This window comes from Sporosarcina oncorhynchi (assembly GCF_033304615.1).
Taxonomy (GTDB): domain Bacteria; phylum Bacillota; class Bacilli; order Bacillales_A; family Planococcaceae; genus Sporosarcina; species Sporosarcina oncorhynchi.
The window spans coordinates 3,345,318-3,370,152 of the sequence record NZ_CP129118.1 but is presented as its reverse complement, the minus strand read 5'-3'; the positions used below and the strand labels follow the sequence as shown (position 1 = coordinate 3,370,152).

Sequence of the window (24,835 nt, the reverse complement as noted above, 5' to 3'; positions counted from 1 at the left end):
CACATTTCTTAAAACAAACGAAAAATAGGAATCTGTAAAAAATATGTTTATTGGAATAAAACTAGGGAAAGAGGTTAGAGAGCAAGCAAAAAAAGTTAGAGATTTCTCTAACTTAAAAAAGGGAGTAATTTTATATGGGAAAATGGAAATCGCTATTATTCGTAATGATGGCAGCAATGCTTGTACTTGCGGCTTGTGGAGATGACAACAAGTCTACAAAAGACGAAGACAATGAATTCGGTCTCGTGAAAAAAGGAAAACTGACATATGCGGCAAGTGGCGTTTATAAGCCGTTCAATTTTGAAGAAGACGGCGAACTGACAGGGTTTGATATGGAAATCGGAGCGGCAATCGCTGAAAAGATGGGGCTTGAAGCAAACCCGGTGACAAATCCATTCGAAACGATTCTTCAAGGACTTGTAGCTAACAAATATGATGCAATCATCGGTTCGATGGCGTATACAAAAAAACGTGCAGAACAAGCAGCTTTTACGGAACCGTATTATTATTCGGGCGGGATGATCTGGGTTGCTAAAGGCAACGACGAGATCAAGTCTCCCGAAGATCTGAAAGGCAAGAAGATTGGTGTCGTATCTCAATCTACGTATGAAGAACCCGCAAAAACGCTATCTGATGACATTCAGTACTACGCAAGTGATGTTGTCGCATTGCAGGATTTGACGATCGAGAACCGTCTGGATGCCGTCATTACAGCGGATATCGTCGGTTTTGAAGCGATCGACAATGGATTTGAGATTAAAGAAGTAGGAAGCCCGCTATGGGTCGAGCAACCATCGATTGCGGTGCATAAGGATAATGAAGAGCTTCGTGACGCGATTGACAAAGCGCTCCAGGAAATTATCGATGACGGCACATATGAGGAAATTTCAATGAAGTGGTTCGATCGCAATCTGTTGGATATCGATCTGGAAGATGCAGAGCTGTTGGAATAATAACTGATTCTGGAATGGGAAGAGGGAGTGGCCATTGCCTGAGATATTCATAAGACTATACGATGTGTTCATGAGTACGTATGAAGGATTTTTAAAAGCTGTACTAATCACACTTGAAATTACGGCAATTGCTGTCGTTTTGGGAACCGTTTTCGGGATCATCTTCGCTTTGATGAAGATTTCAAGATCTAAGATCCTGCAGACGATTGCCAACTTATATATTACGATTATCCGAGGTACACCGCTGATCGTGCAAATCATGTTTTTATACTTTGGAATCACGTCAATTGTTGTCCTGTCGAACTTCTGGGCAGGCGCGATTGCATTAGGCATTCATAATGGAGCCTATATTGCGGAGATATTCAGAGGAGCAATCCAAGGCATCGATCGAGGACAGCGGGAAGCGAGTCTCGCTCTCGGCATGAACCGCACACAAACGATGCGCAGAATTGTTTTTCCGCAAGCATTACGCCGTGCGATTCCGCCACTCGGCAACCAGTTCATCATTACATTGAAAGACTCGTCTTTAGTGTATCTGATCGGGGTTTCCGAACTGTTTGGGCGGGCGAACCGTGCAGCGGCTTCAAACTTCATGCAGTTTGAGACGTTCCTCGTTGTTGGTATGTATTACCTCGTCCTCGTTCTCATTTTCACTTGGCTATTGAAGCTATATGAAAACAAACTGAATGTGGATGGATCGTAATGAGGAGGAATACAGATGATTAAAACGACAGATCTTCATAAGTCTTTTGATAAATTAGAAGTGCTGAAAGGAATCGACCTCGACATCCATCTGGGTGAAGTCGTCGTTCTTGTCGGTGTCAGTGGTTCAGGGAAAAGTACGTTGCTCCGCTGCCTGAATTTCTTGGAAGTGGCGGAAACGGGGACGATTACAATAGATGGCCGTCCGATTGACAGAAAGAAAGATGATCTATCGAAGGTCCGCGCGGAAGTCGGCATGGTATTCCAGCATTTCAACTTGTTCCCGCATAAATCGGTGATTGAGAATATCATGGAAGCCCCGTTGATTGTGAAGAATGAAAACAAAGCGAAAGCGAAGCAGTTAGCGCTGGATTTACTGGAGAAAGTCGGGCTTTCCGATAAAGCGGACGTCTACCCAAGTAAATTATCAGGCGGACAAAAACAGCGTGTCGCCATCGCGCGAGCTCTTGCGATGGAACCGAAAGCCTTGCTGTTCGACGAGCCGACATCAGCGCTCGATCCGGAGCTTGTCGGCGAAGTGCTTCAAGTCATGAAAGAACTAGCCGATGAAGGGATGACAATGGTCGTCGTCACACATGAGATGAAATTCGCCAAAGAAGTGGCAGACCGGATTATCATGCTCGATGAAGGGCGCATCATCGAAGACGCAGACCCTGATACATTCTTCAACCACTCGACAAACGAGCGGACGAAACAGTTTTTAGAGATGGTGAATGTGTAAAAGCTTCTATTTTATATGTATATGAGTGAGAAAGCAGCTTCCTATTATAATGGGAGGCTGCTTTTCATTTTGAAAAGTAAGCAATTAACATGTGACGCGTGAATTCATCGGCAAAACGCAACATCCATTCTCTATATTCCGACCATCAATGAAGATTTATCAGGCCATTCGCTGACTTGAGAAATCGCAACACTTGCATTCAACCCTGCCATTGGGTTCCAACATGGGATGCTCGCTTTGTTTGTGGCAGGAACGGCTGTACTTCTTGCTGCTTTTATCGGTTTTCATGTAAAAGGTAGGAATGTTGCAGCGTAAGTATTAAAGACGCTAACCAGTTTTCGTTCATACGTATGTCCCTCCCTTCTTTTGTGAATGCTATATAGCGAATCATGTAGAAGGAGGAGAACGTATGTTGAAATTACAGACAGGGCTGGAAGGGCAGACAGCGTCTTTCGGTCTGGTGAGCGATTGTATCCGGGACCTCGGCTATCATATGGGCGGAAATTGGGATTATCATCAAGGGTGTTTCGATCATATTTTGTGCCAAGAGGGCGGCGAAACGATTTACATCCGAATTCCCTTTTCCGTAACGCAAGGGGAGCTCGACGATTATGAAGCGTACATTAAGTTCCAAACGCCTTATATTATCAAGCACGTTGTCCATGTCGGTCTGGATAGTGATGAAACTTCATTGTTGAATATCGGCGGTTTCAATCAATTCCAGCCGCCGATTGACAAAGACGGCAAGATTGAAGACAAAAACAGGTGGATGCATGCGGGTGAAGAGGCTGTGAAAAGTCTGATGGATTGTATGCATGCGCAGAATTTGTTGAAGACGAGTTGACATTGAGAACCCGCCAAGAAGTATTTCTTCTGGCGGGTTTGATTTTTCGATTTTTATTACTTGAAAATATTGAAAGTGGTTCACTAATTTCACTAGATTACATCGTCATATAAAGGAGTAGCACTAAAAAGGATTTCCCCTTTCAACAATAAATCTAAATGCCACCACCATTCTTCCATATTCTCTTTAGATGCAGAAAAGTCATAAGCCTTACTGGTGTGCTCGAATACTTTTTCAGCATTACTTAGCAATTTTAAGTCATAGGCAGCTACCACTTTCTTTTCCTCTTTCGTCAAAGGCAGTTGATGCAACTCGCTGCGAATATGAAAAGTTTCAATCATTTCAAAAGGGCTGGAATCACAATCAGTGATGCCTTCACCATAAAGATTAACCAATTTCATTCGATCCATGATAAAACCTCCTTCACTGTCCCGATATAAGTATATCCTTTTTCGGTTGATAAATAATTATCTGGTGACCTTGTTATCATAGCTGTTTCCATGATGTAATCTTCACCAACGATGACAACCCATGAGTTAAAGGAAAACACAATATAACCCTGTTGGAAATGCTTCATATTATAAATATGGATATTGCTTTGTTCATTCACAACAATAGTAGTAATCAAATGACTATAATCTTGTAAAGTAGTTTCAAAAGGCAGGTCATTTCTGCTGATTCGTTTTTTAAGATGAATAATATCTCTACCTGGCTTCCATTGGGGTCCATATTTTTTATATGATTGTATTAGTTTTTTCAATAAATACTTAAACTCATACGTCAAAATGAAACCTCCTTAAGCCTCTTATCTATTTCTAACATTATATCATAAATCGTCTTTAGATTGTCGCAAGGGTCACACTATTCTGTCGAAAGATTCCGGCTTACTATATCAAGCATGTTGTCCATGTCGGCCTGGATAGTGATGAAACGTCATTGTTGAATCTCGGCGGATTCAATCAATTCCAGCCGCCGATTGACAAAGACGGCAAGATTAAAGACAAAAACAGGTGGATGCATGCGGGTGAAGAGGGTGTGAAAAGTCTTATGGACTGTATGCATGCGCAGAATTTGTTGAAGACGATTTGACTTATAGTAAGGAATCCACCTTAGAGCAAGTGACTAAGGAGGATTTTTTATCTGAATTAACTATATTTTTCTGTTAACTATTTATAACTTATAGTATAGTGGATATAATTGGTTATTAAAAAAAGAGGGAGTTGAAGTCATGATTTTATCAGTGAAAGACGTGTACAAATCATACGGTAAGGAACAGGTGTTGAAGGGGATTACGTTTGAGATTGAGGAACCGCAGATCATTGCACTCGTTGGACCGAATGGATCGGGGAAATCGACATTGCTCAATATTATTACGAACTTGTTGCCTGCGGATAAAGGCGAAGTGACTGTTTTAGGAAAAAACAACCGTGATCCGAATATTTTCCGGGAAATTTCGTTCATGCAGGACAATACGGTGCTGTACGATTATCTAACTGGATACGATCATTTGCAGTTCATTTGTGATGTCCAGGGGTTGCCAAAAAAGCAGCTGCTCGCAACAGCGGAACGGATTGGAATTACGAGTTATTTGAATAAAAAAGTAAAGAATTATTCGCTTGGGATGAAACAGCATCTGTTGCTGGCAATGGCTGTTCTGAACAAGCCAAAACTGGCGATTTTGGATGAGCCGCTGAACGGACTTGATCCGACGAGCGCCATACGTGTCCGTGAACTGCTGCTTGCGTTACGCGATGAAGGGACGACAATTCTATTGTCCTCTCATAACTTGGCGGAGATTGATAGAGTGACATCTTCGATTCTGTTCTTGAAAAAGGGGAATCTGATTCAAGAAAATATGGCTGAATTCGAACAAGTCCGCTACCAGATTAAAGTCGATCAGACGGCGAAGGCCGAGAAAGCGCTTACTGCAGTCGGTATACCTGTGGAATTGGTAGACGAACGATTGCATGTTTATCGTCAAGATGTCGCGTTGGATAGAGTTTTGCACATTTTGGAGCGCGAGAATGTAGTCATCGACGATATTGAGAAGAAGGTGTTCGGCTCGGAGGAGCGCTACCGTAAAATCTTTACGGAAGAGGCAAAAACGGATGAGCTTGTTCAAGTTTGAGCTGAAGGCGTCCTGGACATAAGTTTGACAAACAGTTGAAAAGAGAAGTGCAATGATGTCAAATCAGTTTGGGAAAAGGCATGTTTTTATGGTGCTTTCGATACTTATCCTTGTTACAACACCTCTTTTTGTGTTGCTTCTACCGAACTGGAATGCGAATAATGTGTATCATACACCTTCCAATTGGTACGTTTTTGTCAAAGGTTCTACATATGGAATGTACGGAGTGGGGTTTTTGTTGCTTGTTATAGGATCTGCCATTTTGGCTATGTTGGACTGCAGCCGTAAAGCCATTTATATTGCGATCCTTTGCGTGGTTCTTGCTGGCTCGTCTTTTTATGTGGCAGGACGGCAGTATATCGCCTTGGCTGATGACTCAATCAAGTATCGTGACATGTTTTCTAAGGGACATTCCTATCAGTGGAGTGACGTTGAAAGTGTGCAATACAATAAATATCCTCCGGAAAATGAGTTCCCTAGTTATGTGTTTCATTTTACAGATGGTCATTCGTTGAATCTAGTTGAAAATCGACAGTTACCTGCGATGAGGGAGAGTGTGAAACATAGATTGAAGATGGAAGGGATAGCTATTGATGTGAAGTATTAATAAAGAGGAGTGTTAAAAGAGAGGTCAAAAGTTAAAACGGTATTTGCAGATCTGAAGGTTGTTGGAGAGTAGAATTATTAGTGGAGTTAAAGGAACGTATGTGTGCTATAATGAGAGAGTAATTGAATAGGTAGCTTAAGGATGGACGGCTCATCCCTTTTCGAAAGGGGGTGATGCCCATGTCAGTATTCGAATCATTAATGTTTGCAATTGGATTTGCAACATTAGTCGTCTTGATACTGTCAAATGACAAAAAGAAATAACCCATCCTTGAGTCGCGAGCTCGTTTCGGATGGGTCATTCCAGATGAAATAGCCGTCCCCTTACAGGGAACCTATCAATTACTTTGACCACTCGGCTGCAACCGGGTGGTCCTTTTTATTCTACGAAATCTGTATCTGAATTATACAACCGTAGGCAAGCGGATGCAAGGGAATGGATTCCAAGGTTGGTATCATTTATCGTTTCGGCTCATAATCAAGCAGCTTAAACATTTCCTGCAGTTCTTTATCCGTCAAATCGCGCCATTGCCCGATCGGTAGTTTGCCGAGGTGAATGTTCATAATGCGTGTGCGCTGCAGGCTTCTGACAGTGTAGCCGAGTGCTGAGCACATGCGGCGGATTTGACGATTCAAACCTTGTGTCAATGTGATATTGAATTTGCGCGGGCCTAGTTGTTTTACTTTGCAAGGCTTAGTTTTGGTATCAAGGATTTCGACGCCTGATTCCATATCACGGATGAATTCTTTTGTGATCGGGCGGTCGACGGTGACGATGTACTCTTTTTCATGGCCATGTTCTTCGCGCAGGATTTCATTGACGATGTCGCCGTCATTTGTGAGAAGCAACAAGCCGTCTGAGTCTTTGTCGAGCCGCCCGATATGGAAAATGCGGAGCGGATGGTTGACGAAATCAACGACGTTTCCTTCGATATGACGTTCGGTTGTGCTTGTGATGCCGACGGGTTTGTTGAGTACGAGGTAGACGAGCTGATCTTCAGTTTTAACGGGTTTGCCGTCGACATGGACGACATCTTCCGGTTCGACTCTGCTTCCGAGTTCAGCTAGTTGACCGTTGATTGTCACGCGTCCGTCTTCGATCCATTTGTCGGCACCGCGTCTGGAGACGATGCCGGCTTCGCTTAGATATTTATTGATTCGCATTGGGTTCACCTTTTTCGGGGTTTATTTCCCTTTATTGTAACGCTAAGGGAGGGGTTATACAAAGTCTAGGGATTGCATATGTTATTCGAAGGTTGACAATTGAAAGAATGCATAGTAAGGTTAGAACAACTTTTTTGTTCGGGATAGGTAGAGGTGCCGGGAGCGGTGCCGCCTGAGAACAGATGAGACGAGAAGAGCATAGCTGAGAAATTGTTGAATAAGAAGAGTAGCGACGGAATGGCGAGTATAGAGAGTCAGTGGGTGGTGGAAACTGATTCGCGGCCGTTGTGAATGGACTTATGAGAGCTGTACGGAGTTTTCCGGACAGACGTTTTTCCCACGTTACGGGAAGTGCTGATTTCTGGCACGCCGAGTGGAAGCTTCTTTAGGGGCTTCAATTTGAGGTGGCAACGCGGGTAACCCGTCCTCTGCAACTGGACTTTTCTGTCCAATTGCAGGGGACTTTTTTGTGTTTATTTTTTGGTTATGGAGTTTTAGAAGAAGTTATGGAGTTTTGCTAGGGGTTATGGAGTTTTGAGAGAGATTATGGACTTTTGTTAGGGGTTATGGAGTTTTGAAAGAGATTATACATTTCTTTAGAAGTTATGAGCTTTTTTCAGGAGTTATGGGTTTTTATTGTGAGTTATGAGCTTATTTTAGGAGTTATGAGTTTTTACATGGATATATGAGGTTTTTGGACGCGGGAGGGTTTGTGGTTTGGTGGAGTGATGGCGCGAGGAGTGGTTTTGACAAATTAGGGGTTTGGTTTGATGGAAATTTGATGAGATGAGGAGAGATGAGATGGAACAGACGAGTTTGAGGGTGACGAAACGGAAAATTGAGGGGGATTCGTTGACGCCGGTGTTGATATTTAGGCGGTTGAAGGGACGGCATCGCTATTTGCTCGAGAGTTCGTCGCAACATGAAGGGTCAGGCCGTTATTCCTTTATTGGTGTAAACCCGGTGAAGATGTATCGTGGATCGGCGGTGAAGCTTGAAGAGATTATTTATGCGACTGGGAAGGTGTATACGCATGAAGGGGATTTGTTTACGTTGTTGAAGCGGTTGATGCCACGGATTTCGGAAAATGGAGAGTTTCCGTTTATGGGCGGAGCGGTTGGATATGTCGGTTATGGAGCTGTGCGAGTGGAAGAACCATCACCAGGCGCATTACCGGATGTGTATTTTACTATTTACGATACAGTCATTATTTTCGATCATCTGCAAAATGAAGTGACGTTGTTGCATACGGAAATTCATCCCGAGCTTGCAAAGTCGGATTTAGATGCGCTAGTGGAATTGATTACGACTGGAATCGTTGAAGAGGAAAGAGCTGTTTCTGTTTCGGATTACAGATGCGCACTATCGCAACAGCAATTTGAAGACCAGGTCCGCAAAGCACAGCAATACATTGAAAAAGGAACGGTCGAACAGGTCGTCTTGTCGCGCAAGCTGGAAGCGGATATGGAGGGCGATCCGTTTACGCTTTATCGGAAACTGCGCAAGCAAAATCCGTCGCCGTATATGTATTACATGGAATTTGAAGATCACATTATCTTAGGTGCTTCGCCAGAAAGTCTTGTGAAAGTGACGGATGGGAAAGTGGTGACAAATCCGATTGCGGGGACGAGAAGGCGCGGGCGAACGGCAGAAGAAGATGTCGCGCTTGAAGTGGAACTCAGACATGATCCGAAAGAGTTGTCCGAGCATAATATGTTGGTCGCTGTCAGCCAAAATGAGATGGAGATGATTTGTGATCCTGCATCTGTGAACGTGCAAAGCTATATGGAGACAGTTCGATATGAACATGTCATGCATCTCGTTTCAGAAGTGGAGGGGAGTTTGGCTCCTGGACTCCATGCGCTCGATGCATTGAAGGCGACACTGCCTGCCGGGACAGTAACAGGATCTCCGAAGAGGCTCGCGATGGACATTATCGCACAACTCGAAGACGAGCCACGTGGAATATATGGCGGGGCCATTGGCTATATCGGTTTGAACGGCAACATTGATTTTGCGCTAACCATTCGGACGATGCTTGTTAAGGACGGAAAAGCATCTGTGCAAGCGGGAGCGGGAATTGTAAAGGAATCGATACCGGCTTTGGAATATAAAGAAACCGTAAATAAAGCACGTTCATTGCTCGAGGCGATGAAGTGATTAGCTGAGAAAAGATGAGAAGAGGAGAGATGAGCGATGAAAAAGTATGTAGAAATCGTTTGTGAAGGAAAGAATCTTCTATATGAAGAGATGTTGGAAGTGTCGCAACAACTGTTTTCGGAGGAAACGTCTTCTAATGAGATCTTGGAATTCCTTGTCGCATTGGCAATCAAAGGGGAGACTGCTTCTGAAGTGGCGGCATTGGCTTCAGTAATGAAGTCGCATGCACTGCCAATTCAAGTTCCAGTGGGTCGCTATCTGGATAATTGCGGAACGGGGGGAGATGGATCGAACTCGTTCAATATAAGTACAGCCGCGGCGTTTGTTTTGGCAGGCGCTGGTGTGAAGGTAGCGAAACATGGCAATCGGAAAATTTCCAGCGCTGCAGGGAGTCATGACGTGTTGGATGCACTTGGAATTCATACGCGATTTACGCCTGAAGACATGGGTGCGATGCTTGAAAAGGAAGGGATTGCATTTTTGTTTGCGCCAGCCGTGCATCCTAAGATGAAGCGTATTGGTGACGTACGGAGGAAAATTACGAAGCCGACGATTTTTAACCTAGTCGGTCCATTGACGAATCCTGTTCCGTTAGTGACGCAATTCACAGGCATTAACCGTCCTGACTTCCTGATGGATTATGCGGTTGTCTTACGAATGCTTGGCAGAGAAAGGGCGATTGTCGTTTCTGGAGCGGGTGGAATGGATGAAGCATCACTGGCAGGACAAAATTCATTCGTTTTGTTGGATAAAGGAGATCTCATTCCGTTTTCACTAACTGCAGAAGATGTTGGGTTGAATTATGCCCATCCTTCTGAAATCCGTGGAGGGACTGCAGAAGACAATGCGGCTATGATCCGTTCGGTGTTACAAGGGGAGCTCGGTGCACGGTTCGATACGGTTGTCTTTAATGCAGGCATTGGCATTTTCACAAGCGGTTTAGCGGATTCGATTAATGAAGGGATTACGCTTGCGACAGAAAGTATTGTAAGTGGAAATGCAATGCGAAAATTGGAAGCGGTTGTTGCGTTCAGTGAGCAAATCGGGCAGGAGGCGACAGTGAGATGACGATTTTAGATGACATATTGCACGTGAAACGGATCGAAGTGAAGCAGCTGCTTCTTGATAAACAAATTGTTTCTTGTGAAACAATTGTGCAACGCCCGTCCTTGTTTTCAGCATTGAAAGAATCAGCCAGATTGGAAGTTATTGCGGAAATGAAACGTGCTTCTCCGTCGAAAGGTACGATTGCTGGAGAGACAGATCCGGTAGCACAGGCGAAAGTTTATGAAAAAGCTGGAGTGGCTTGTATATCCGTGCTGACCGATGAAACTTTTTTCAAAGGATCAATGACTGATTTGGAAGCAGTGGCGAAGGTTGTAAAAACACCTTTGCTTTGTAAGGATTTCATCATTCATGAAGTGCAGATTGATCGGGCACAGCAGGCAGGAGCATCTGTTATTTTGCTTATTGTAGCGGCACTTGACGATGAAAAATTGTTACGGCTTTACCGCTATGCGGCAAGTATTGGGTTGGAAGTTTTAGTGGAAGTGCATGACGTGAACGAGCTGGAACGTGCGCTTGTCATAGATGCAAAAATTATTGGCGTCAATAACCGGAACTTACGGACGTTCGAAGTGGATCTTGCCAGAACGGAAGAAGTAGCAAAGCATTTCCCCTTTCATGAGGATCGGATATTCATCAGTGAAAGTGGCATACGGAATTCGGCAGATGCAGAAAGGGTTGCGGCAACTGGAGCGGCGGCGGTTCTTGTAGGCGAGACATTGATGAGGAGTAATGATGCGGCTTCGGCGATTCAGTCGTTGCAAATCATGAAAGTAGGTGAGTTGTCGTGACAAAAGTGAAGATTTGCGGATTGATGGAATCGGAGCATGTGCAAGCGGCGGTCGATGCGGGTGTGGACGCGGTAGGATTTGTATTTGCACCAAGCAGACGCCGTGTCGCGATTGCGCAAGCGAAGGAACTGGCTCGTTTTGTGCCTGGGCATGTGATGAAGATCGGTGTTTTCGTGAACGCTGGGCGTGAGGAGATGGAGCAGGCGTTTCGTGAAGTCCCGTTGGATTATATCCAATATCATGGGGAAGAGTCTGATGGATTAATCGGAAAAATCGGACTTCCTTCTATTAAAGTAGTGACGGTGCGTAGTGATGAAGATGTAATAGGCATAAGTGAAAGCTTTTCGGATTATATTTTGTTTGATGCACCGGGTGTGGAGTTTAAAGGTGGGAGTGGAAAAGTGTTTGAATGGGGGCATCTTGGATCTGATGTGCCGAGGGACCGGATGATTCTTGCTGGAGGATTAAATGAGGGGAATGTGAAGGAAGCGATCCGCCAAGTGCGACCGTTTATGGTAGATGTGTCAAGTGGAGTGGAGTTTGAGGGGCGCAAAGATGAGTTACTGATTCGCGAGTTTGTGCGGGCAGTGAAAGAGGAGGAGAGTTGAGGGTGGTGATCGAAATGAAAAAAGGCAGGTATGGAAAGTTTGGCGGGCAATATGTGCCTGAGACGCTGATGACTGCATTGATTGAACTGGAACAGGCGTATGAGGCTGCAAAAGAGGACCCTTCGTTTCAGAAGGAGCTTGATTATTATTTGCGTGATTTTGTCGGACGGGAAAATCCGTTGTATTTTGCAGAAAGATTAACGGAATTAGTGGGGGGTGCAAAAATTTTCTTGAAGCGTGAAGATTTGAATCATACAGGAGCGCATAAAATCAATAATTCGCTCGGCCAGGCGTTGCTAGCGATTCGTATGGGTAAACGCAAAATAGTTGCGGAGACAGGGGCCGGCCAACATGGTGTAGCGACTGCGACGGCGTGTGCACTGTTCGGTCTTGAATGTGTGGTATTCATGGGGAAAGAGGATATTCGCAGGCAACAATTGAACGTGTTCCGGATGGAGTTGCTCGGCGCGAAGGTCGTGTCTGTTGATAAAGGCGCAGGAACGCTTAAAGACGCTGTGAATGAAGCTCTTCGGTATTGGGTTGCGCATGTCGACGACACGCATTATATTTTGGGTTCTGCGCTTGGTCCGCATCCGTTTCCGCAAATTGTCCGGGATTTCCAGCGTGTAATTGGTGTAGAGACGCGCAGGCAAATTGTCGAAAAGACAGGTCGCTTGCCTGATGCTGTTGTCGCATGTATTGGTGGTGGCAGCAATGCTATCGGCATGTTTCATCCATTCGTCGATGATGAAGATGTTGCATTATACGGTGTGGAAGCAGCGGGGAGTGGAATTGCATCGGGTCGGCATGCAGCTGCCATTGCAGATGGAAAAGAAGGTGTGCTGCATGGTGCTTATATGTATGTGTTACAAGACGCGGACGGTTTTATTCAGGAAGCGCATTCGATTTCAGCGGGGCTCGATTATCCGGCGGTCGGACCGGAGCATTGCCATTTGCATGACATCGGCCGGGTGACCTATAGCGCCGTGACAGATACAGAAGCTTTGGAAGGATTACAAGTATTAGCGCGTACGGAAGGGATTATTCCTGCATTGGAAAGTGCACATGCCGTGAAGTTTGCGATGGATTTAGCACGTGATATGACTTCAGAAGAAATCATTGTCATTTGCCTCTCAGGGCGCGGCGACAAAGATATGCAGACAGTCCGTGAAGCATTGGGGGGTGGCGTGCAATGACGACATTGGAAAAAGTGATCCGGAGTTGTGTTGCTGCTGGTGGAAAAGCATTTGTCCCGTATATTATGGCGGGTGACGGCGGATTGGATGTGCTGAATGATCGATTGCTGTTTCTGCAAGGCATTGGTGTGACAGCTATAGAAATCGGTATTCCGTTCTCGGATCCTGTGGCGGATGGGGAAGTGATTCAGCAGGCGGGTGAGCGAGCACTTGCGAATGGGACGACATTGAGAAAAGTCTTGGACGTATTGGCGGATCGACCGGTTGAAGTGACGGTTCCATTGGTGTTAATGACGTATTTGAATCCGATATTGGCCTATGGTGTAGCGGATTTTGTGGAGCGTTGCACAGAAATTGGTGTTCGTGGGTTGATTATTCCGGATTTACCGATGGAAGAGAGTGGAATGCTGCGCAGTGAATTGAAAGATTGTGATATCGCACTCATCCCGCTTGTTTCGTTAACGAGCCCCAAAACACGTGTTGCTGAAATTGTGTCACATGCACAAGGGTTTGTATACGCAGTAACGGTCAACGGAATCACAGGCGTGAGGAACAGTTACGGTGAGACACTAATGGAGCATTTGAGAAGGCTGAGAGAGTGGAGTCCGGTTCCGGTACTTGCTGGATTTGGAATTTCGAAGCCTGCACAAGTGCTAAAACTCGGGGCTGAGACGGACGGAGTCATCGTCGGAAGCGCAATTGTCGATGCATTTCATCGCGGAGACCTAAAGTTCATTGAAGAGCTTGCAGGATGTGATGAATTAAAAGTAATTCAATAAATAAAACAAACTATTGAAACTTTATATCCCTTTCTGACGTACATATAGCAAAGGAGTTGTGCGGTATGGAGATGATCAGACAGGAATTGGAAACGACATATGACCAGGTGAAGTCTTTGGCAGGATGGAGTGTGGATAAGAATGTAGTTTTGACGATCACATCCTTCTATGTGACTGCAGGAAGGGAGTTTAGTGCAGTCGACTTCAACCGGGCAATGGGGGCTTTAAAAGCAAGATCAGGGTGGTTTTCACCGTTACGGGGAAACTTATTGCCGATGATGGCGGCTTTTTTGACACAATCTGCTCCTATGATTGAAGAGGAAGCAGACCGGCTGATGGAAAAACAACGTGTATTGAAACAGGCAGGCTTCAGGAATACGATTCATTCCTATCTTGCCGCACTTCTTATGGATAATGAGCGTTCTCTATTTGAGGAAGAAGCAAATCGTGCGAAAAAATTGTATGACGCCATGAAGAAAAAACATTTCTTTCTCACTTCCGATGATGACTATGCATATGCGATGTTGCTTGGAAAGAACAAAGAAGATCCTGAAGCACACGCTGAAGCGATGAGGACCTATTATAATGCACTGCGCAATAACGGCTTCAAAATGGGGAATGAATTGCAATGGATGTCTCAAGTGATGACATACATGGATATTGAATTCGAACCTTGGCGCGTCGAACGTGCTGCAGAGTTGTTCGGTATGTTTCAACAGAACTTGAAGGCGAAGCCAGTTCATTATCCGATGATTGGCTTTCTGGCTGTATTCGGTATAAGTGATGAAAAAATAAAAGATATTATTATACTGGCGAAGCAATTGGAACAGTCTAAATGTTTCAAGTGGAATAGAGAAATGGCTTTATCGGTTGCAATTGGTTACATCGCCTATCAATCAACGGAGAGTCCTGAGCAGATGAGTGTTAGTCTCGCGGCGTCCATCGAGATGATTTTGCAAGCTCAGCAGGCGGTTATGGCCGCGACAGTTGCTGCAGTTGTTGCTTCTTCAGCAACAAACTCTTCGAATTGATGAGTTGAAAGGTCGTTTTATACATACTTAAGAGATGAGAAAAGCCGTTTTTATGGTAAAAACGGTTTTTTTTACTTGTTTGTTTTTGGGATTTTAGTAAATAAGCGAAAAAAATTATTTAATCAAACGACAGGGCGAAAACGCTTACATATCAGTGTTTGTAATGTATTTGTCACATTCGAAATAAACTAAGATTTTGATATTCTAAAAAAACAGTATTGTCATCGCTATCGTTGTGTAGTATATTGAGTTCAATAACTGTTGCTTAAATCTGAAAATTGGTTATTTGCACTTGTGTTTATTTGTAAGGAGGAAGTTCAATTGAAAAACCCGGTACTGGAAATTAAGAATCTCCGCACCTCTTTCAATATTAAGGGGGATTACTACGCGGCGGTCGACGATGTTTCCATAACAGTTCATGAAAATGAAGTTGTCGCAATAGTTGGAGAGTCAGGTTGTGGGAAAAGTGCCCTGGCTTTGTCTGTTATGGGATTGCACAACTTGAAAAATACGAAACTTGAGGGCCAAGTCAATTTTGATGGTCAGAATCTTTTGTCACTATCCCGGAATGCGTTGAACAAAGTAAGAGGGAAAGACATCGGTATGATCTTCCAAGATCCGATGACAGCACTTAACCCACTAGCGACTATTGGCAGACAGATAGAAGAACCAATGGACTATCATATGAAACTGTCTGCTTCAGATAAGAAAAAACGCGTACTAGAACTTCTTCGCCGAGTCGGCATCAAAAACGAACAACGTGTCTATGAGCAATATCCGCATGAGTTATCAGGGGGAATGAGACAGCGTGTCGTCATTGCTATCGCACTTGCATGCGACCCTGTATTACTTCTGGCGGACGAGCCTACGACAGCCTTGGACGTTACGATTCAAGCCCAAATCATGGACTTGATGAAAGAGTTGCAGAATCAGATGAAAACAGGCATTATCCTGATTACACATGACTTGGGTGTTGTAGCTGAAATGGCCGACCGTGTCGTCGTCATGTATGCAGGAGAAGTCGTTGAGATCGCGGAAGTAAAAGAGTTGTTCGCAAATCCATTGCATCCGTATACACGATCATTGCTGAATTCGATTCCTTCCAATTTGGAAGGGAAAGAGAAACTTCATGTTATTGATGGAATAGTACCATCGCTTCAAAATCTTGATCGAGTCGGTTGCCGATTCGCTCCACGGATCGAATGGATCCCGGCAGAAGCTCATGAAGAAAGACCGGAAATGCATGAAGCCGAGCCGAATCATTTTGTAAGATGCTCATGCTATAAAACGTTCTACTTTCCGGAGGACAGAGTAGGAGAGAGAGATTATGTCGCTACTGAAAGTGAATGATTTAAAAGTACATTATCCGATCAGAGGCGGATTTTTCCGTAAGGTCGTTGATCATGTAAGAGCTGTGGATGGAATCAGTTTCGAACTTCAACCTGGCGAGACATACGGTCTTGTTGGTGAATCCGGTTGTGGGAAAACAACGTCTGGAAGAGCGATTATCGGTCTGAATGATGTGACGGATGGCCAGATGATGTTTGAAGGAAAAGATCTTGCAAAAATGGGCAGGATGGAACGCCGTAAGTATACGAAGGATATTCAAATGATCTTCCAAGATCCTTATTCTTCATTAAATGGACGTAAGAATATCCTGAACACGATTGCTGAACCGCTACGTAACTTTGAAAGGCTTTCCGCCAAAGAGGAATTGGTACGGGTGCAGGAACTTGTCGAACGTGTCGGATTGACGCCGGAATCGATCTACAAATATCCTCATCAGTTCTCTGGTGGACAACGCCAGAGGATCGGTATTGCACGCGCTCTAGCTTTGAAACCGAAATTGATTATTGCGGATGAGCCGGTTTCAGCACTGGACGTATCTGTACAGGCTCAAGTGCTGAACTTCATGCAAGAAATTCAAGAAGACTTTGATCTAACATACTTATTCATCTCCCATGACTTGGGAATCATTCAGCATATGTGTGATCGAATTGGAATCATGTATCGCGGACGTTTTGTTGAAGAAGGTACTTCAGACGAAATCTATAATAATGCGCAACATGTCTACACGAAGCGACTAATTGCAGCAATTCCAGAGATGAATCCTGAAAAGCGTTTTGAGAAGATGCACTTGCGTCAGGCGATCAACCAGGAATATCAGACAGAATACAATAACTACTTTGATAATGATGGACGGATGTACGATTTGAAGAAGCTTTCAGAGACACATTCGGTCGCCATGCAGTAAGGGGGAAAATAGAGAATGTTGAAGTTTATTTTACGAAGAACATTACTTATGATCCCGCAGCTTATCCTTCTCAGTATCATCATCTTTATGCTTGCGAAAATGATGCCAGGTGATGCACTTACAGGAGCTTTCCAAGGAAATCCAGACGTTTCATTAGAACAACTGGAGAAGCTTAGGGAAAAGGCGGGACTGAATGATCCTTGGTATCAGCAATATGGCAGATGGCTTGGAAATGCAGTACAGGGTGATTTCGGGAAATCATATGTTCACCAACAAAAAGTAACATCGCTTTTGGCTGGTAAGGTTGAAAATACAGTACTATTATCATTTTTCACACTTCTTGTCACCTATCTGATCGCTTTGCCACTTGGAATTATTGCTGGTCGTTTTACGGACAGCTGGGCGGATAAAGCAATCGTTACGTATAACTATTTTGCATTCGCAACTCCATTATTCGTTTTTGCTTTACTGATGATGTTCTTCTTCTCTTTCGTCCTTGGCTGGTTGCCATACGGCAGTAGTGTTGACATCAAATTACAGTCAGGCACATGGGAGTATTTTGTAAGTAGGGCGAAGCACTTGATATTACCCGTCCTATCAGGTTCATTACTGGCAACATTCAGCACGATCCAGTACTTGCGGAATGATATCATCGATCAAAAATTGAAAGATTATGTTAAAACTGCACGTGCCAAAGGTGTACCTGAAAGCAAAGTATATACTCGCCATATTTTGCGGAACTCACTTCTACCGATCGCTGCATTCCTAGGATTTGAAATCACTGGTCTGATCGGTGGGTCAGTATTCATCGAATCGATTTTCAGTTACCCTGGTCTCGGATATCTTTTCATTCAGTCGATTTCAACGCGTGACTTCACCGTCGTTACAGCACTCGTCATGATTTCTGGAACTGCTGTTATCGTTGGTACGATGCTCTCGGATATTATCTTGAGTATTGTCGATCCGCGCATTCGAATTGAATAATAGAAAAGAAGGAAGAGGAGGGAATAGGATATGAAAGATACAGTCATCCTAGATGAAAAACAATTAATTGCCAAAGAAAAGTTAAATAACCCATCTTTGTTGAAAACGATCTGGCGTGAAATCAAACACGATAAAATGGCTATGGGTTCATTGATACTATTAACAATAATTATACTAGCAGCCTATGCCTCACCGCTTTTCGTTGACGCATTAGCGTTAAAGCGCGTGAACTTCCTTGCAACTTGGAAGCCGCCTTCCGCCGAGCATTGGCTAGGTACGGATGACGGAGGCCGCGATGTCTTCGGACAACTATTGCTTGGTACACGGAACTCCTTCACAATTGGTATATGCGTAACGTTATTAGCTGGAATCATCGGCTTGACGTACGGTCTTGTTGCAGGATTCTATGGTGGTAAAGTGGATAACGCAATGATGCGTGTTCTTGAATTCCTTATGGTTCTACCATCATTGATGTTCATCATCGTATTCGTAGTTATCGTACCAAACTATACTGTTTTCACATTCATTCTCATTATGAGTACGTTCGCTTGGTTCGGTAAAGCTAGGTTAATCCGTTCCAGGGCATTGCAAGAAAGGGAGCTTGATTACATCAACGCTTCTAAGACGTTGGGAACACCAAGCTGGAAAATCATGTTTTTTGAAATGTTTCCAAACTTGAGTTCACTCGTCATTGTTAATATGACACTTACGCTGGCAGGAAACATCGGGTTGGAGACTGGCCTGACATTCTTAGGATTTGGTCTACCGACTGGGACACCTTCGCTTGGTACGCTTATTGCCTATGCGAGAACTCCAGATGTTGTTCAGAATAAGTGGTGGGTATGGTTACCTGCAGCATTGCTGATTCTAGTAATGATGCTGTGTATAAATTACATCGGACAAGCGGTTAAACGTGCGTCGGATGCAAGGCAAAGATTAGCCTAAAAAATAAGGGGAGGTAATACAATTGGCAAAGAAGCAACTTATGCTACTTGCAAGTCTTATGCTAGTACTCAGCGTGTTCTTGGCTGCATGTACAGGTAAAGACGACAAGGATGGCGCTACTGAGAAAGAGCCGTCCAAAGATCCAGGTAAAGAAACAGAAGAAGTAGAAGAGGGCGAGGAAGAGCCTGCTGATGATGCAAGCTCTGAACTAGACTTCCCTATGGATGTTTCAAACACTTCTGCAGCAGTTAAAGACGGAGAAATGACAATCGCTATGGTTACAGACACTCCGTTTGAAGGTACTTTGAGCCGCGTATTCTACTCAGGTACATTCGATGCAGATATCATGAGCTATTTCGATGAAGGCCTACTATCTACTGATGGTGACTATTTGATTACTAATGACGGTGCTGCTGAATACGAAATCTCTGATGATAACAAAACAATCACAATCAAAATCAAGGATGGCGTTAACTGGCAAGATGGTGAGCCTGTGAAAGCAAGCGACCTTCTTTACTCTTACCAACTCCTTGGACACCCAGATTATGCTGGTACACGTTACACATTCATGATTGAAAACGTTGAAGGTATGCCTGCATACCATAACGGTGAAACAAAAGAAATTTCTGGTATCACAGTTTCTGAAGACGACAAAGAAATCTCTATTACGTACACTGAAGCAACTCCTTCACTATTGTCAGGTATCTGGACAGTTCCATCTCCAAGACACCACTACGGTGATGTAATGACTGGTGAATTAACAATGGAAGAGCTTGTCGAGTCAGACAAAATCCGTGTAAACCCAATCGGTTTCGGTCCTTATAAGGTGGCTAAAATCGTACCAGGTGAATCAGTACTTTATGAGCGTTTCGATGGATACTGGAGAGGCGAACCAGCTCTTAAAGAGCTAGTCTTGAAAGTAGTAAGCTCTGCTTCAATCCTTGAAGCACTTAAAAAAGGCGATATTGATATAGCTTCAGTTCCGGTTGATCAATATCTTAAAGCTAAAGACATCGACAATATCGAGCTATTGGCTAAAGTTGACCTTGCTTACACGTATATCGGTTTCAAACTTGGTAAGTGGGATGAAGCAAAGAAAGAAAACGTAACAGATCCTAATGCTAAATTGGCTGACAAGCGTGTACGTCAAGCTATGTGGTATGCAATGGACAACGAAACGATCGGTAAAGAACTTTACCACGGTCTTCGTTTCCCTGCAACATCTTTAATCGTTCCTGTATTTGCTGGTTTCCATAATGCAGATATCGAAGCACCATCTTATGATCCTGAAAAAGCGAAAGCGCTTCTTGACGAAGCTGGTTTCGTTGATACAAATGGCGACGGTTTCCGTGAAGATGCTGAAGGCAATGAGTTCGTATTGAACTTTGCTTCAATGTCTGGTGGAGAAACTGCTGAGCCAATCGCACAGTTCTATATGCAAAACTGGGCTGACGTTGGTATTAAAGTACAACTTACTGACGGTCGTCTACATGAGTTCAACTCATTCTATGACATGGTAGAAGCTGATGATCCGAAAATTGATATCTATCAAGGTGCTTGGGGAACTGGTTCTGATCCAGATCCATCCGGTCTATATGGTAGAACAGCAGCATTCAACTATACTCGTTTCACAAGCGAAAAGAACGACGAGCTTCTTGCAGCTGGTACATCTGAAAAGTCATTCGATACAGAATACCGTAAAGATATCTATAACCAGTGGCAGGAATTGATGGTTGACGAAGTACCGGTTGCACCAACTGTATACCGTTATGCTTTGACAGCTGTTAGCGAGCGCGTAGTGAACTACTCAATCGACTCAAACACTGATCTTTGGTTGTATGAAATGGGCGTTAGCGAATAATAATCTGATTCACAAGATTTCTTGAGAATCTATTTGAAACCGTCATCCGGGAAACTGGATGGCGGTTTTATTTTAATTATAATATTGTATTGTAATATTCTTAAAAATTTGATAGGATTGACTTTATCCACTAATCTACTTTCAGGGAATATTTTGTGTAAATGCAGCTTGGGGGAATGCAGATGAAAATCTATGTATCTGTCGATATGGAAGGGATTACAGGTTTGCCGGATTATACATTTGTTGATTCGAGCAAGCATAATTATGAACGTGCACGACGTATCATGACTGAGGAAGCGAATGCTATCGTAACTGCTGCTATTCATAAGGGCGCTACACAAGTTTTCGTAAATGATAGCCATTCAAAAATGAATAATCTGCTAGTGGAAGAATTGCATCCTGAAGCAGATCTGATTACAGGTGACTTGAAAGCGCTTTCGATGGTTCAGTCACTGGATGAGTCATTTGCAGGGGCAATCTTTGCTGGTTATCACGCTCGGGCTGGTCAGCCGGGTGTCATGAGCCATTCGATGATCTTTGGTGTACGCAATATGTATATTGATGATGTGCAAATAGGGGAGCTGGGATTCAATGCTTACGTAGCGGGGTACTTCGGAGTTCCTGTCATCATGGTAGCGGGTGATGATTGTGCGTGCAAGGAAGCAGAGACGCTTATACCTGGAGTGGTTACAGCTGCTGTGAAAAAGTCGATTTCCCGTTCCGCAGTCAGAACACTTCATCCTGAAAAAGCCCATAAGCTGATTCAAGAGAAGACTGCTGAAGCAATCGACAAGCGGTCAGATATCAAACCACTTGTGCCGCCAATAAATCCTACACTACGAATTGAATTTACAAATTATGGTCAAGCGGAATGGGCAGCACTGATGCCCGGGTGTGAAATTGAACCGAATACGACAATCGTTAAATTTGAAGCAAAAGATATACTAGAAGCTTACCGAGCCATGCTTGTCATGATCGAGTTGGCGTTGCAGACAAAGTTCTGCTAAGGGGGAAAGGCGAATGGCGATATACATAGTCAAGAGATTTGCGATGATGATTGCGACAATCTTCATCATTTCGACGCTTACGTTCTTCCTCATGCACGCGATCCCTGGATCACCATTTGATGAAGAACGGACGTCGAACCCGACAATCCAAGCGAACTTGGAGAAGTTTTATAAGTTGGATCAGCCGGTCATTGTACAATATGGGCATTATTTGAAATCGGTGGCTACCTTCGATTTTGGTCCATCGATAAAAAAACCGAATGAAACGGTTAACTCGCTTCTGAAAAGAGGATTCCCGATTTCAGCTGAACTAGGTTTAATTACCATTCTTGTAGCTGTTCTATCGGGAATCACCTTAGGAACATTTGCAGCACTCAAGCACAATGGCATTATTGATTACATGGCTATGGCCTTTGCGGTCGTAGGGATTTCAGTCCCGAACTTCGTGTTGGCAACGCTACTCATCCAACAAGTAGCTGTCAATTGGCAACTGCTGCCTCCAGCTACCTGGAGCAGTCCTGCACATATGATTTTACCGACTCTCGCGCTTGCGACCGGTCCAACGGCAATTATCGCTCGTCTCACACGATCAAGCATGCTCGAAGTGTTGACGCAGGATTATATGAAGATGGCAAGGGCAAAAGGATTGTCACCGACGCGTATTGTACTTAGGCATGCGTTGCGTAATGCACTAATGCCAGTCGTGACAATTATGGGAACTATGCTTGCGGGTATCTTAACTGGAACGTTTGTCATCGAAAAGATATTTGCAATACCTGGAATGGGGAAATACTTCGTGGACAGCATTAATAACCGTGATTACCCCGTTATTATGGGAACAACGGTCTTCTATAGTGCATTTCTTGTATTCATGTTGTTTCTTGTTGATATCGTTTATGGATTCCTTGATCCCCGCATCAAACTTCATAAGAAGGAGGGGGATGCGTAATGGTCAATCATCAGCAAAATGTGCCAGATGAGTGGTTTAAACCGAAAGACTCCAACATGGCTGAAGCTGAATCAGTCGTCCGGCCATCACTTTCTTATTGGAAGGATGCGTGGCGCAGATTACGAAAGAATAAACTGGCGATGGGCGGATTGATATTTTTAATCTTACTTACGCTATTCGCAGTATTTGCGCCGATATTGTCTCCACACAATATAGAAACAACACAATACGCCAATCAGAACCAACCGCCATCTAGTACACACTGGTTTGGTACAGATGAAAAAGGTTGGGACGTCTTTACGAGAACTTGGTACGGCGCGAGAGTTTCATTATTCGTCGGTGTAGCTGCGGCACTAATCGACTTCTTTATCGGAATTATTTATGGAGGAGTCAGTGGTTATAAAGGTGGACGGACAGATTCGTTTATGATGCGTATTATTGAAATCCTTTATGGGTTGCCTCACCTATTGGTTGTCATTCTTCTTATGGTAATCATGGGGGCAAGTTTGACGACAATCATCATCGCACTCACCATTACAGGCTGGGTCGGAATGGCTCGTATTGTAAGGGGACAAGTGCTTCAGCTTAAAAATTATGAATTTGTCACCGCATCAAAGTCATTTGGGGCAAAAACACCAAGAATCATACGTAAAAACTTACTGCCGAATACGATGGGGCCAATCATCGTACAGATGACTTTAACCGTTCCAAGTGCAATCTTCGCAGAAGCGTTCTTAAGCTTCCTAGGACTAGGTATTGCAGCTCCGTTCGCCAGTTGGGGCGTAATGGCAAATGACGCATTGCCAGTCATTCTGTCGGGACATTGGTGGAGATTGTTCTTCCCGGCGTTCTTTATATCCATGACAATGTTTGCATTTAACGTCCTCGGAGACGGTATGCAAGATGCACTTGATCCGAAACTGAGGGGGTGAATGAATTGAATGAGCATGACAACAGATTAAACAGTATGAATGAAGGGGCAACGGCAGTCGCTACAAAGCCCCTCAAGCGCAAAAAAGTGTTTACAGAAACGATGCTCTCCGTTCAAGACTTATATGTATCGTTCAAGACATTCGGTGGAGAAGTACAGGCATTGCGCGGTGTTTCATTTGATTTATTTAAAGGAGAGACACTTGCAATCGTCGGTGAATCAGGCTGTGGGAAAAGTGTAACGGCCAATACAATTATGGGTTTGCTTCCTCATCCCGCAGGTCGTATAAAGAACGGAAGCGTCATCTTTAAAGGTCGCGATTTGACGAAGTTGGATAAGGCGGGCATGCGAAAAGTGCAGGGTGTCGATATATCGATGATATTCCAAGATCCTATGACAGCGCTCAATCCGACATTGCAAGTCGGTGAACAGTTGACAGAAGGATTACGGACCCATCGGAAAGTGAGCAAGTCAGAAGCCCGGAAAAAAGCAGTCGAATTGTTGGAAGTCGTCGGGATTCCAAATCCAGAAGAACGACTTAAACAATATCCACACCAGTTTTCAGGAGGAATGAGACAGCGGATTGTCATAGCCATCGCGTTGATATGCGAGCCGGAACTACTGATTGCGGATGAGCCGACAACCGCTCTGGATGTAACGATTCAAGCGCAAATTCTGGAACTGTTCGAAGAAATCCAAGAGAGAACTGGCGTGTCAATCATCCTCATTACACATGATTTAGGTGTTGTGGCCAAGATCGCGGACCGGATAGCGGTCATGTACGCTGGTAAAATCATTGAAATCGGTGAGAAGAGAGAAGTATTTTACGGACCGCAACATCCTTATACAAGAGGTCTTCTCGCTTCCGTCCCAAGACTCGATTTGAAAGAAGAGGAACTCCAACCGATCGAAGGCACACCACCGGATCTATTTTCGCCACCCGTTGGTTGCCCATTCACCGCAAGATGCCCATTCGCCATGGAAGTGTGCGATAAAGTGCATCCACAAACAACCGAACTATCCGTCACACACGCAGTTGACTGTTGGTTGCAAGATGACAGAGCGAAGAACGTGTTTGGTTGATGAATTTAGCTATTTTATTTAAATAGGTAAGTAGGCACACAGTTGGTTGGAG

At 44.1% G+C, this 24,835-nt stretch carries 26 protein-coding genes and 1 other annotated feature; of the genes, 23 read left to right on the top strand and 3 right to left on the bottom strand.

What is annotated here, in order from left to right; translation table 11 throughout:
- Window positions 1-134: 134 nt before the first annotated feature.
- The 4 genes from QWT69_RS16735 (at window position 135) to QWT69_RS16720 (ending at window position 3,241) form a co-directional block, all read left to right on the top strand.
- A complete protein-coding gene (locus tag QWT69_RS16735; RefSeq protein WP_317967617.1) occupies window positions 135-953 on the top strand; it encodes a transporter substrate-binding domain-containing protein in 819 nt (272 codons plus the stop codon).
- 70 nt (window positions 954-1,023) lie between these two features.
- Entirely contained in the window at window positions 1,024-1,656 is a 633-nt protein-coding gene (locus tag QWT69_RS16730) for an amino acid ABC transporter permease (protein ID WP_191693904.1), read from the top strand.
- Between the two features lie 15 nt (window positions 1,657-1,671).
- On the top strand, window positions 1,672-2,397 hold the full coding sequence (locus QWT69_RS16725) for an amino acid ABC transporter ATP-binding protein (protein WP_317967615.1): 726 nt from the start codon (window positions 1,672-1,674) through the stop codon (window positions 2,395-2,397).
- Between the two features lie 409 nt (window positions 2,398-2,806).
- A complete protein-coding gene (locus QWT69_RS16720; protein ID WP_317967614.1) occupies window positions 2,807-3,241 on the top strand; it encodes a YugN family protein in 435 nt (144 codons plus the stop codon).
- Between the two features lie 92 nt (window positions 3,242-3,333).
- On the opposite strand, the gene QWT69_RS16715 is transcribed toward QWT69_RS16720, so the two are convergent.
- Both QWT69_RS16715 and QWT69_RS16710 read right to left on the bottom strand, forming a co-directional pair.
- Window positions 3,334-3,651 (bottom strand): hypothetical protein, encoded by a 318-nt coding sequence (locus QWT69_RS16715; protein WP_317967613.1) that lies wholly within the window; start codon window positions 3,649-3,651, stop codon window positions 3,334-3,336.
- Window positions 3,639-4,025, bottom strand: a complete 387-nt coding sequence (locus QWT69_RS16710; RefSeq protein ID WP_317967611.1) for a hypothetical protein — start codon at window positions 4,023-4,025, stop codon at window positions 3,639-3,641. Before QWT69_RS16710 ends, QWT69_RS16715 begins: the two co-directional genes overlap by 13 nt.
- 152 nt (window positions 4,026-4,177) lie before the next feature.
- Here QWT69_RS16710 and QWT69_RS16705 point away from each other — a divergent pair, with 152 nt between their 5' ends.
- From QWT69_RS16705 to QWT69_RS16695, 3 genes are all read left to right on the top strand, one after another.
- A complete protein-coding gene (locus tag QWT69_RS16705) occupies window positions 4,178-4,330 on the top strand; it encodes a YugN family protein (RefSeq protein ID WP_317967609.1) in 153 nt (50 codons plus the stop codon).
- 139 nt (window positions 4,331-4,469) lie between these two features.
- Window positions 4,470-5,369, top strand: a complete 900-nt coding sequence (locus tag QWT69_RS16700) for an ABC transporter ATP-binding protein (RefSeq protein ID WP_317967607.1) — start codon at window positions 4,470-4,472, stop codon at window positions 5,367-5,369.
- 52 nt (window positions 5,370-5,421) lie between these two features.
- The gene (locus QWT69_RS16695) at window positions 5,422-5,976 is read left to right on the top strand and encodes a hypothetical protein (RefSeq protein ID WP_317967605.1); all 555 of its coding nucleotides are present in this window, start codon (window positions 5,422-5,424) and stop codon (window positions 5,974-5,976) included.
- Window positions 5,977-6,434: 458 nt separating this feature from the next.
- On the opposite strand, the gene rluF is transcribed toward QWT69_RS16695, so the two are convergent.
- Window positions 6,435-7,139, bottom strand: a complete 705-nt coding sequence (gene rluF, locus QWT69_RS16690; RefSeq protein WP_317967603.1) for a 23S rRNA pseudouridine(2604) synthase RluF — start codon at window positions 7,137-7,139, stop codon at window positions 6,435-6,437.
- 204 nt (window positions 7,140-7,343) lie between these two features.
- Window positions 7,344-7,571 (top strand) — a binding site (T-box leader).
- 369 nt (window positions 7,572-7,940) lie between these two features.
- On the opposite strand from rluF, the gene QWT69_RS16685 reads away from it, so the two are divergent.
- From QWT69_RS16685 to QWT69_RS16610, 16 genes are all read left to right on the top strand, one after another.
- Window positions 7,941-9,299, top strand: a complete 1,359-nt coding sequence (locus tag QWT69_RS16685) for an anthranilate synthase component I family protein (RefSeq protein WP_317967601.1) — start codon at window positions 7,941-7,943, stop codon at window positions 9,297-9,299.
- 36 nt (window positions 9,300-9,335) lie between these two features.
- On the top strand, window positions 9,336-10,367 hold the full coding sequence (trpD, locus tag QWT69_RS16680; RefSeq protein ID WP_317967600.1) for an anthranilate phosphoribosyltransferase: 1,032 nt from the start codon (window positions 9,336-9,338) through the stop codon (window positions 10,365-10,367).
- A complete protein-coding gene (trpC, locus tag QWT69_RS16675) occupies window positions 10,364-11,155 on the top strand; it encodes an indole-3-glycerol phosphate synthase TrpC (protein WP_317967598.1) in 792 nt (263 codons plus the stop codon). Before trpD ends, trpC begins: the two co-directional genes overlap by 4 nt.
- Complete coding sequence (locus QWT69_RS16670; protein WP_317967596.1) at window positions 11,152-11,763, top strand: phosphoribosylanthranilate isomerase; 612 nt, start codon at window positions 11,152-11,154, stop codon at window positions 11,761-11,763. The genes trpC and QWT69_RS16670 overlap by 4 nt, the downstream gene beginning before the upstream one ends.
- A gap of 14 nt (window positions 11,764-11,777) precedes the next feature.
- On the top strand, window positions 11,778-12,959 hold the full coding sequence (gene trpB, locus QWT69_RS16665; protein WP_317971153.1) for a tryptophan synthase subunit beta: 1,182 nt from the start codon (window positions 11,778-11,780) through the stop codon (window positions 12,957-12,959).
- Window positions 12,956-13,738 (top strand): tryptophan synthase subunit alpha, encoded by a 783-nt coding sequence (gene trpA, locus QWT69_RS16660; RefSeq protein WP_317967594.1) that lies wholly within the window; start codon window positions 12,956-12,958, stop codon window positions 13,736-13,738. The genes trpB and trpA overlap by 4 nt, the downstream gene beginning before the upstream one ends.
- Window positions 13,739-13,803: 65 nt before the next feature.
- The gene (locus QWT69_RS16655; RefSeq protein WP_317967592.1) at window positions 13,804-14,769 is read left to right on the top strand and encodes a DUF4003 family protein; all 966 of its coding nucleotides are present in this window, start codon (window positions 13,804-13,806) and stop codon (window positions 14,767-14,769) included.
- 321 nt (window positions 14,770-15,090) lie between these two features.
- Window positions 15,091-16,119: an ABC transporter ATP-binding protein gene (locus tag QWT69_RS16650; RefSeq protein WP_317967590.1), complete on the top strand. Its 1,029-nt coding sequence runs from the start codon at window positions 15,091-15,093 to the stop codon at window positions 16,117-16,119.
- Window positions 16,097-17,023, top strand: coding sequence for an ABC transporter ATP-binding protein (locus QWT69_RS16645; protein ID WP_317967588.1), 927 nt, complete (start codon window positions 16,097-16,099; stop codon window positions 17,021-17,023). The genes QWT69_RS16650 and QWT69_RS16645 overlap by 23 nt, the downstream gene beginning before the upstream one ends.
- Before the next feature lie 15 nt (window positions 17,024-17,038).
- Complete coding sequence (gene opp4B / locus QWT69_RS16640) at window positions 17,039-18,007, top strand: oligopeptide ABC transporter permease (protein WP_317967586.1); 969 nt, start codon at window positions 17,039-17,041, stop codon at window positions 18,005-18,007.
- A 30-nt stretch (window positions 18,008-18,037) separates the two neighbouring features.
- Window positions 18,038-18,952, top strand: a complete 915-nt coding sequence (locus QWT69_RS16635) for an ABC transporter permease (RefSeq protein ID WP_317967584.1) — start codon at window positions 18,038-18,040, stop codon at window positions 18,950-18,952.
- A gap of 22 nt (window positions 18,953-18,974) precedes the next feature.
- Window positions 18,975-20,813: an oligopeptide ABC transporter substrate-binding protein gene (opp4A, locus tag QWT69_RS16630; protein ID WP_317967583.1), complete on the top strand. Its 1,839-nt coding sequence runs from the start codon at window positions 18,975-18,977 to the stop codon at window positions 20,811-20,813.
- Window positions 20,814-20,995: 182 nt separating this feature from the next.
- Entirely contained in the window at window positions 20,996-21,820 is an 825-nt protein-coding gene (locus QWT69_RS16625; protein WP_317967582.1) for a M55 family metallopeptidase, read from the top strand.
- A gap of 13 nt (window positions 21,821-21,833) precedes the next feature.
- Complete coding sequence (locus QWT69_RS16620) at window positions 21,834-22,769, top strand: ABC transporter permease (protein ID WP_317967580.1); 936 nt, start codon at window positions 21,834-21,836, stop codon at window positions 22,767-22,769.
- Window positions 22,769-23,701, top strand: a complete 933-nt coding sequence (locus QWT69_RS16615; RefSeq protein ID WP_317967578.1) for an ABC transporter permease — start codon at window positions 22,769-22,771, stop codon at window positions 23,699-23,701. Before QWT69_RS16620 ends, QWT69_RS16615 begins: the two co-directional genes overlap by 1 nt.
- 101 nt (window positions 23,702-23,802) lie before the next feature.
- A complete protein-coding gene (locus tag QWT69_RS16610) occupies window positions 23,803-24,783 on the top strand; it encodes an ABC transporter ATP-binding protein (RefSeq protein ID WP_317971151.1) in 981 nt (326 codons plus the stop codon).
- The last annotated feature ends 52 nt before the right edge of the window (window positions 24,784-24,835 follow it).

Excerpts from the sequence above, each read along its gene's own strand:
- QWT69_RS16610 (WP_317971151.1), top strand. The coding sequence starts at position 23,803 with ATGCTCTCCGTTCAAGACTTATATGTATCGTTCAAGACATTCGGTGGA.
- trpA (WP_317967594.1), top strand. The coding sequence starts at position 12,956 with ATGACGACATTGGAAAAAGTGATCCGGAGTTGTGTTGCTGCTGGTGGA.
- QWT69_RS16715 (WP_317967613.1), bottom strand. The coding sequence starts at position 3,651 with ATGGATCGAATGAAATTGGTTAATCTTTATGGTGAAGGCATCACTGAT.
- QWT69_RS16615 (WP_317967578.1), top strand. The coding sequence starts at position 22,769 with ATGGTCAATCATCAGCAAAATGTGCCAGATGAGTGGTTTAAACCGAAA.
- QWT69_RS16635 (WP_317967584.1), top strand. The coding sequence starts at position 18,038 with ATGAAAGATACAGTCATCCTAGATGAAAAACAATTAATTGCCAAAGAA.
- QWT69_RS16695 (WP_317967605.1), top strand. The coding sequence starts at position 5,422 with ATGATGTCAAATCAGTTTGGGAAAAGGCATGTTTTTATGGTGCTTTCG.
- QWT69_RS16645 (WP_317967588.1), top strand. The coding sequence starts at position 16,097 with ATGTCGCTACTGAAAGTGAATGATTTAAAAGTACATTATCCGATCAGA.
- trpB (WP_317971153.1), top strand. The coding sequence starts at position 11,778 with ATGAAAAAAGGCAGGTATGGAAAGTTTGGCGGGCAATATGTGCCTGAG.
- QWT69_RS16725 (WP_317967615.1), top strand. The coding sequence starts at position 1,672 with ATGATTAAAACGACAGATCTTCATAAGTCTTTTGATAAATTAGAAGTG.
- QWT69_RS16700 (WP_317967607.1), top strand. The coding sequence starts at position 4,470 with ATGATTTTATCAGTGAAAGACGTGTACAAATCATACGGTAAGGAACAG.
- rluF (WP_317967603.1), bottom strand. The coding sequence starts at position 7,139 with ATGCGAATCAATAAATATCTAAGCGAAGCCGGCATCGTCTCCAGACGC.
- opp4B (WP_317967586.1), top strand. The coding sequence starts at position 17,039 with ATGTTGAAGTTTATTTTACGAAGAACATTACTTATGATCCCGCAGCTT.
- QWT69_RS16620 (WP_317967580.1), top strand. The coding sequence starts at position 21,834 with ATGGCGATATACATAGTCAAGAGATTTGCGATGATGATTGCGACAATC.
- QWT69_RS16655 (WP_317967592.1), top strand. The coding sequence starts at position 13,804 with ATGGAGATGATCAGACAGGAATTGGAAACGACATATGACCAGGTGAAG.
- trpD (WP_317967600.1), top strand. The coding sequence starts at position 9,336 with ATGAAAAAGTATGTAGAAATCGTTTGTGAAGGAAAGAATCTTCTATAT.
- trpC (WP_317967598.1), top strand. The coding sequence starts at position 10,364 with ATGACGATTTTAGATGACATATTGCACGTGAAACGGATCGAAGTGAAG.
- QWT69_RS16720 (WP_317967614.1), top strand. The coding sequence starts at position 2,807 with ATGTTGAAATTACAGACAGGGCTGGAAGGGCAGACAGCGTCTTTCGGT.
- QWT69_RS16735 (WP_317967617.1), top strand. The coding sequence starts at position 135 with ATGGGAAAATGGAAATCGCTATTATTCGTAATGATGGCAGCAATGCTT.
- QWT69_RS16625 (WP_317967582.1), top strand. The coding sequence starts at position 20,996 with ATGAAAATCTATGTATCTGTCGATATGGAAGGGATTACAGGTTTGCCG.
- QWT69_RS16730 (WP_191693904.1), top strand. The coding sequence starts at position 1,024 with ATGAGTACGTATGAAGGATTTTTAAAAGCTGTACTAATCACACTTGAA.
- QWT69_RS16685 (WP_317967601.1), top strand. The coding sequence starts at position 7,941 with ATGGAACAGACGAGTTTGAGGGTGACGAAACGGAAAATTGAGGGGGAT.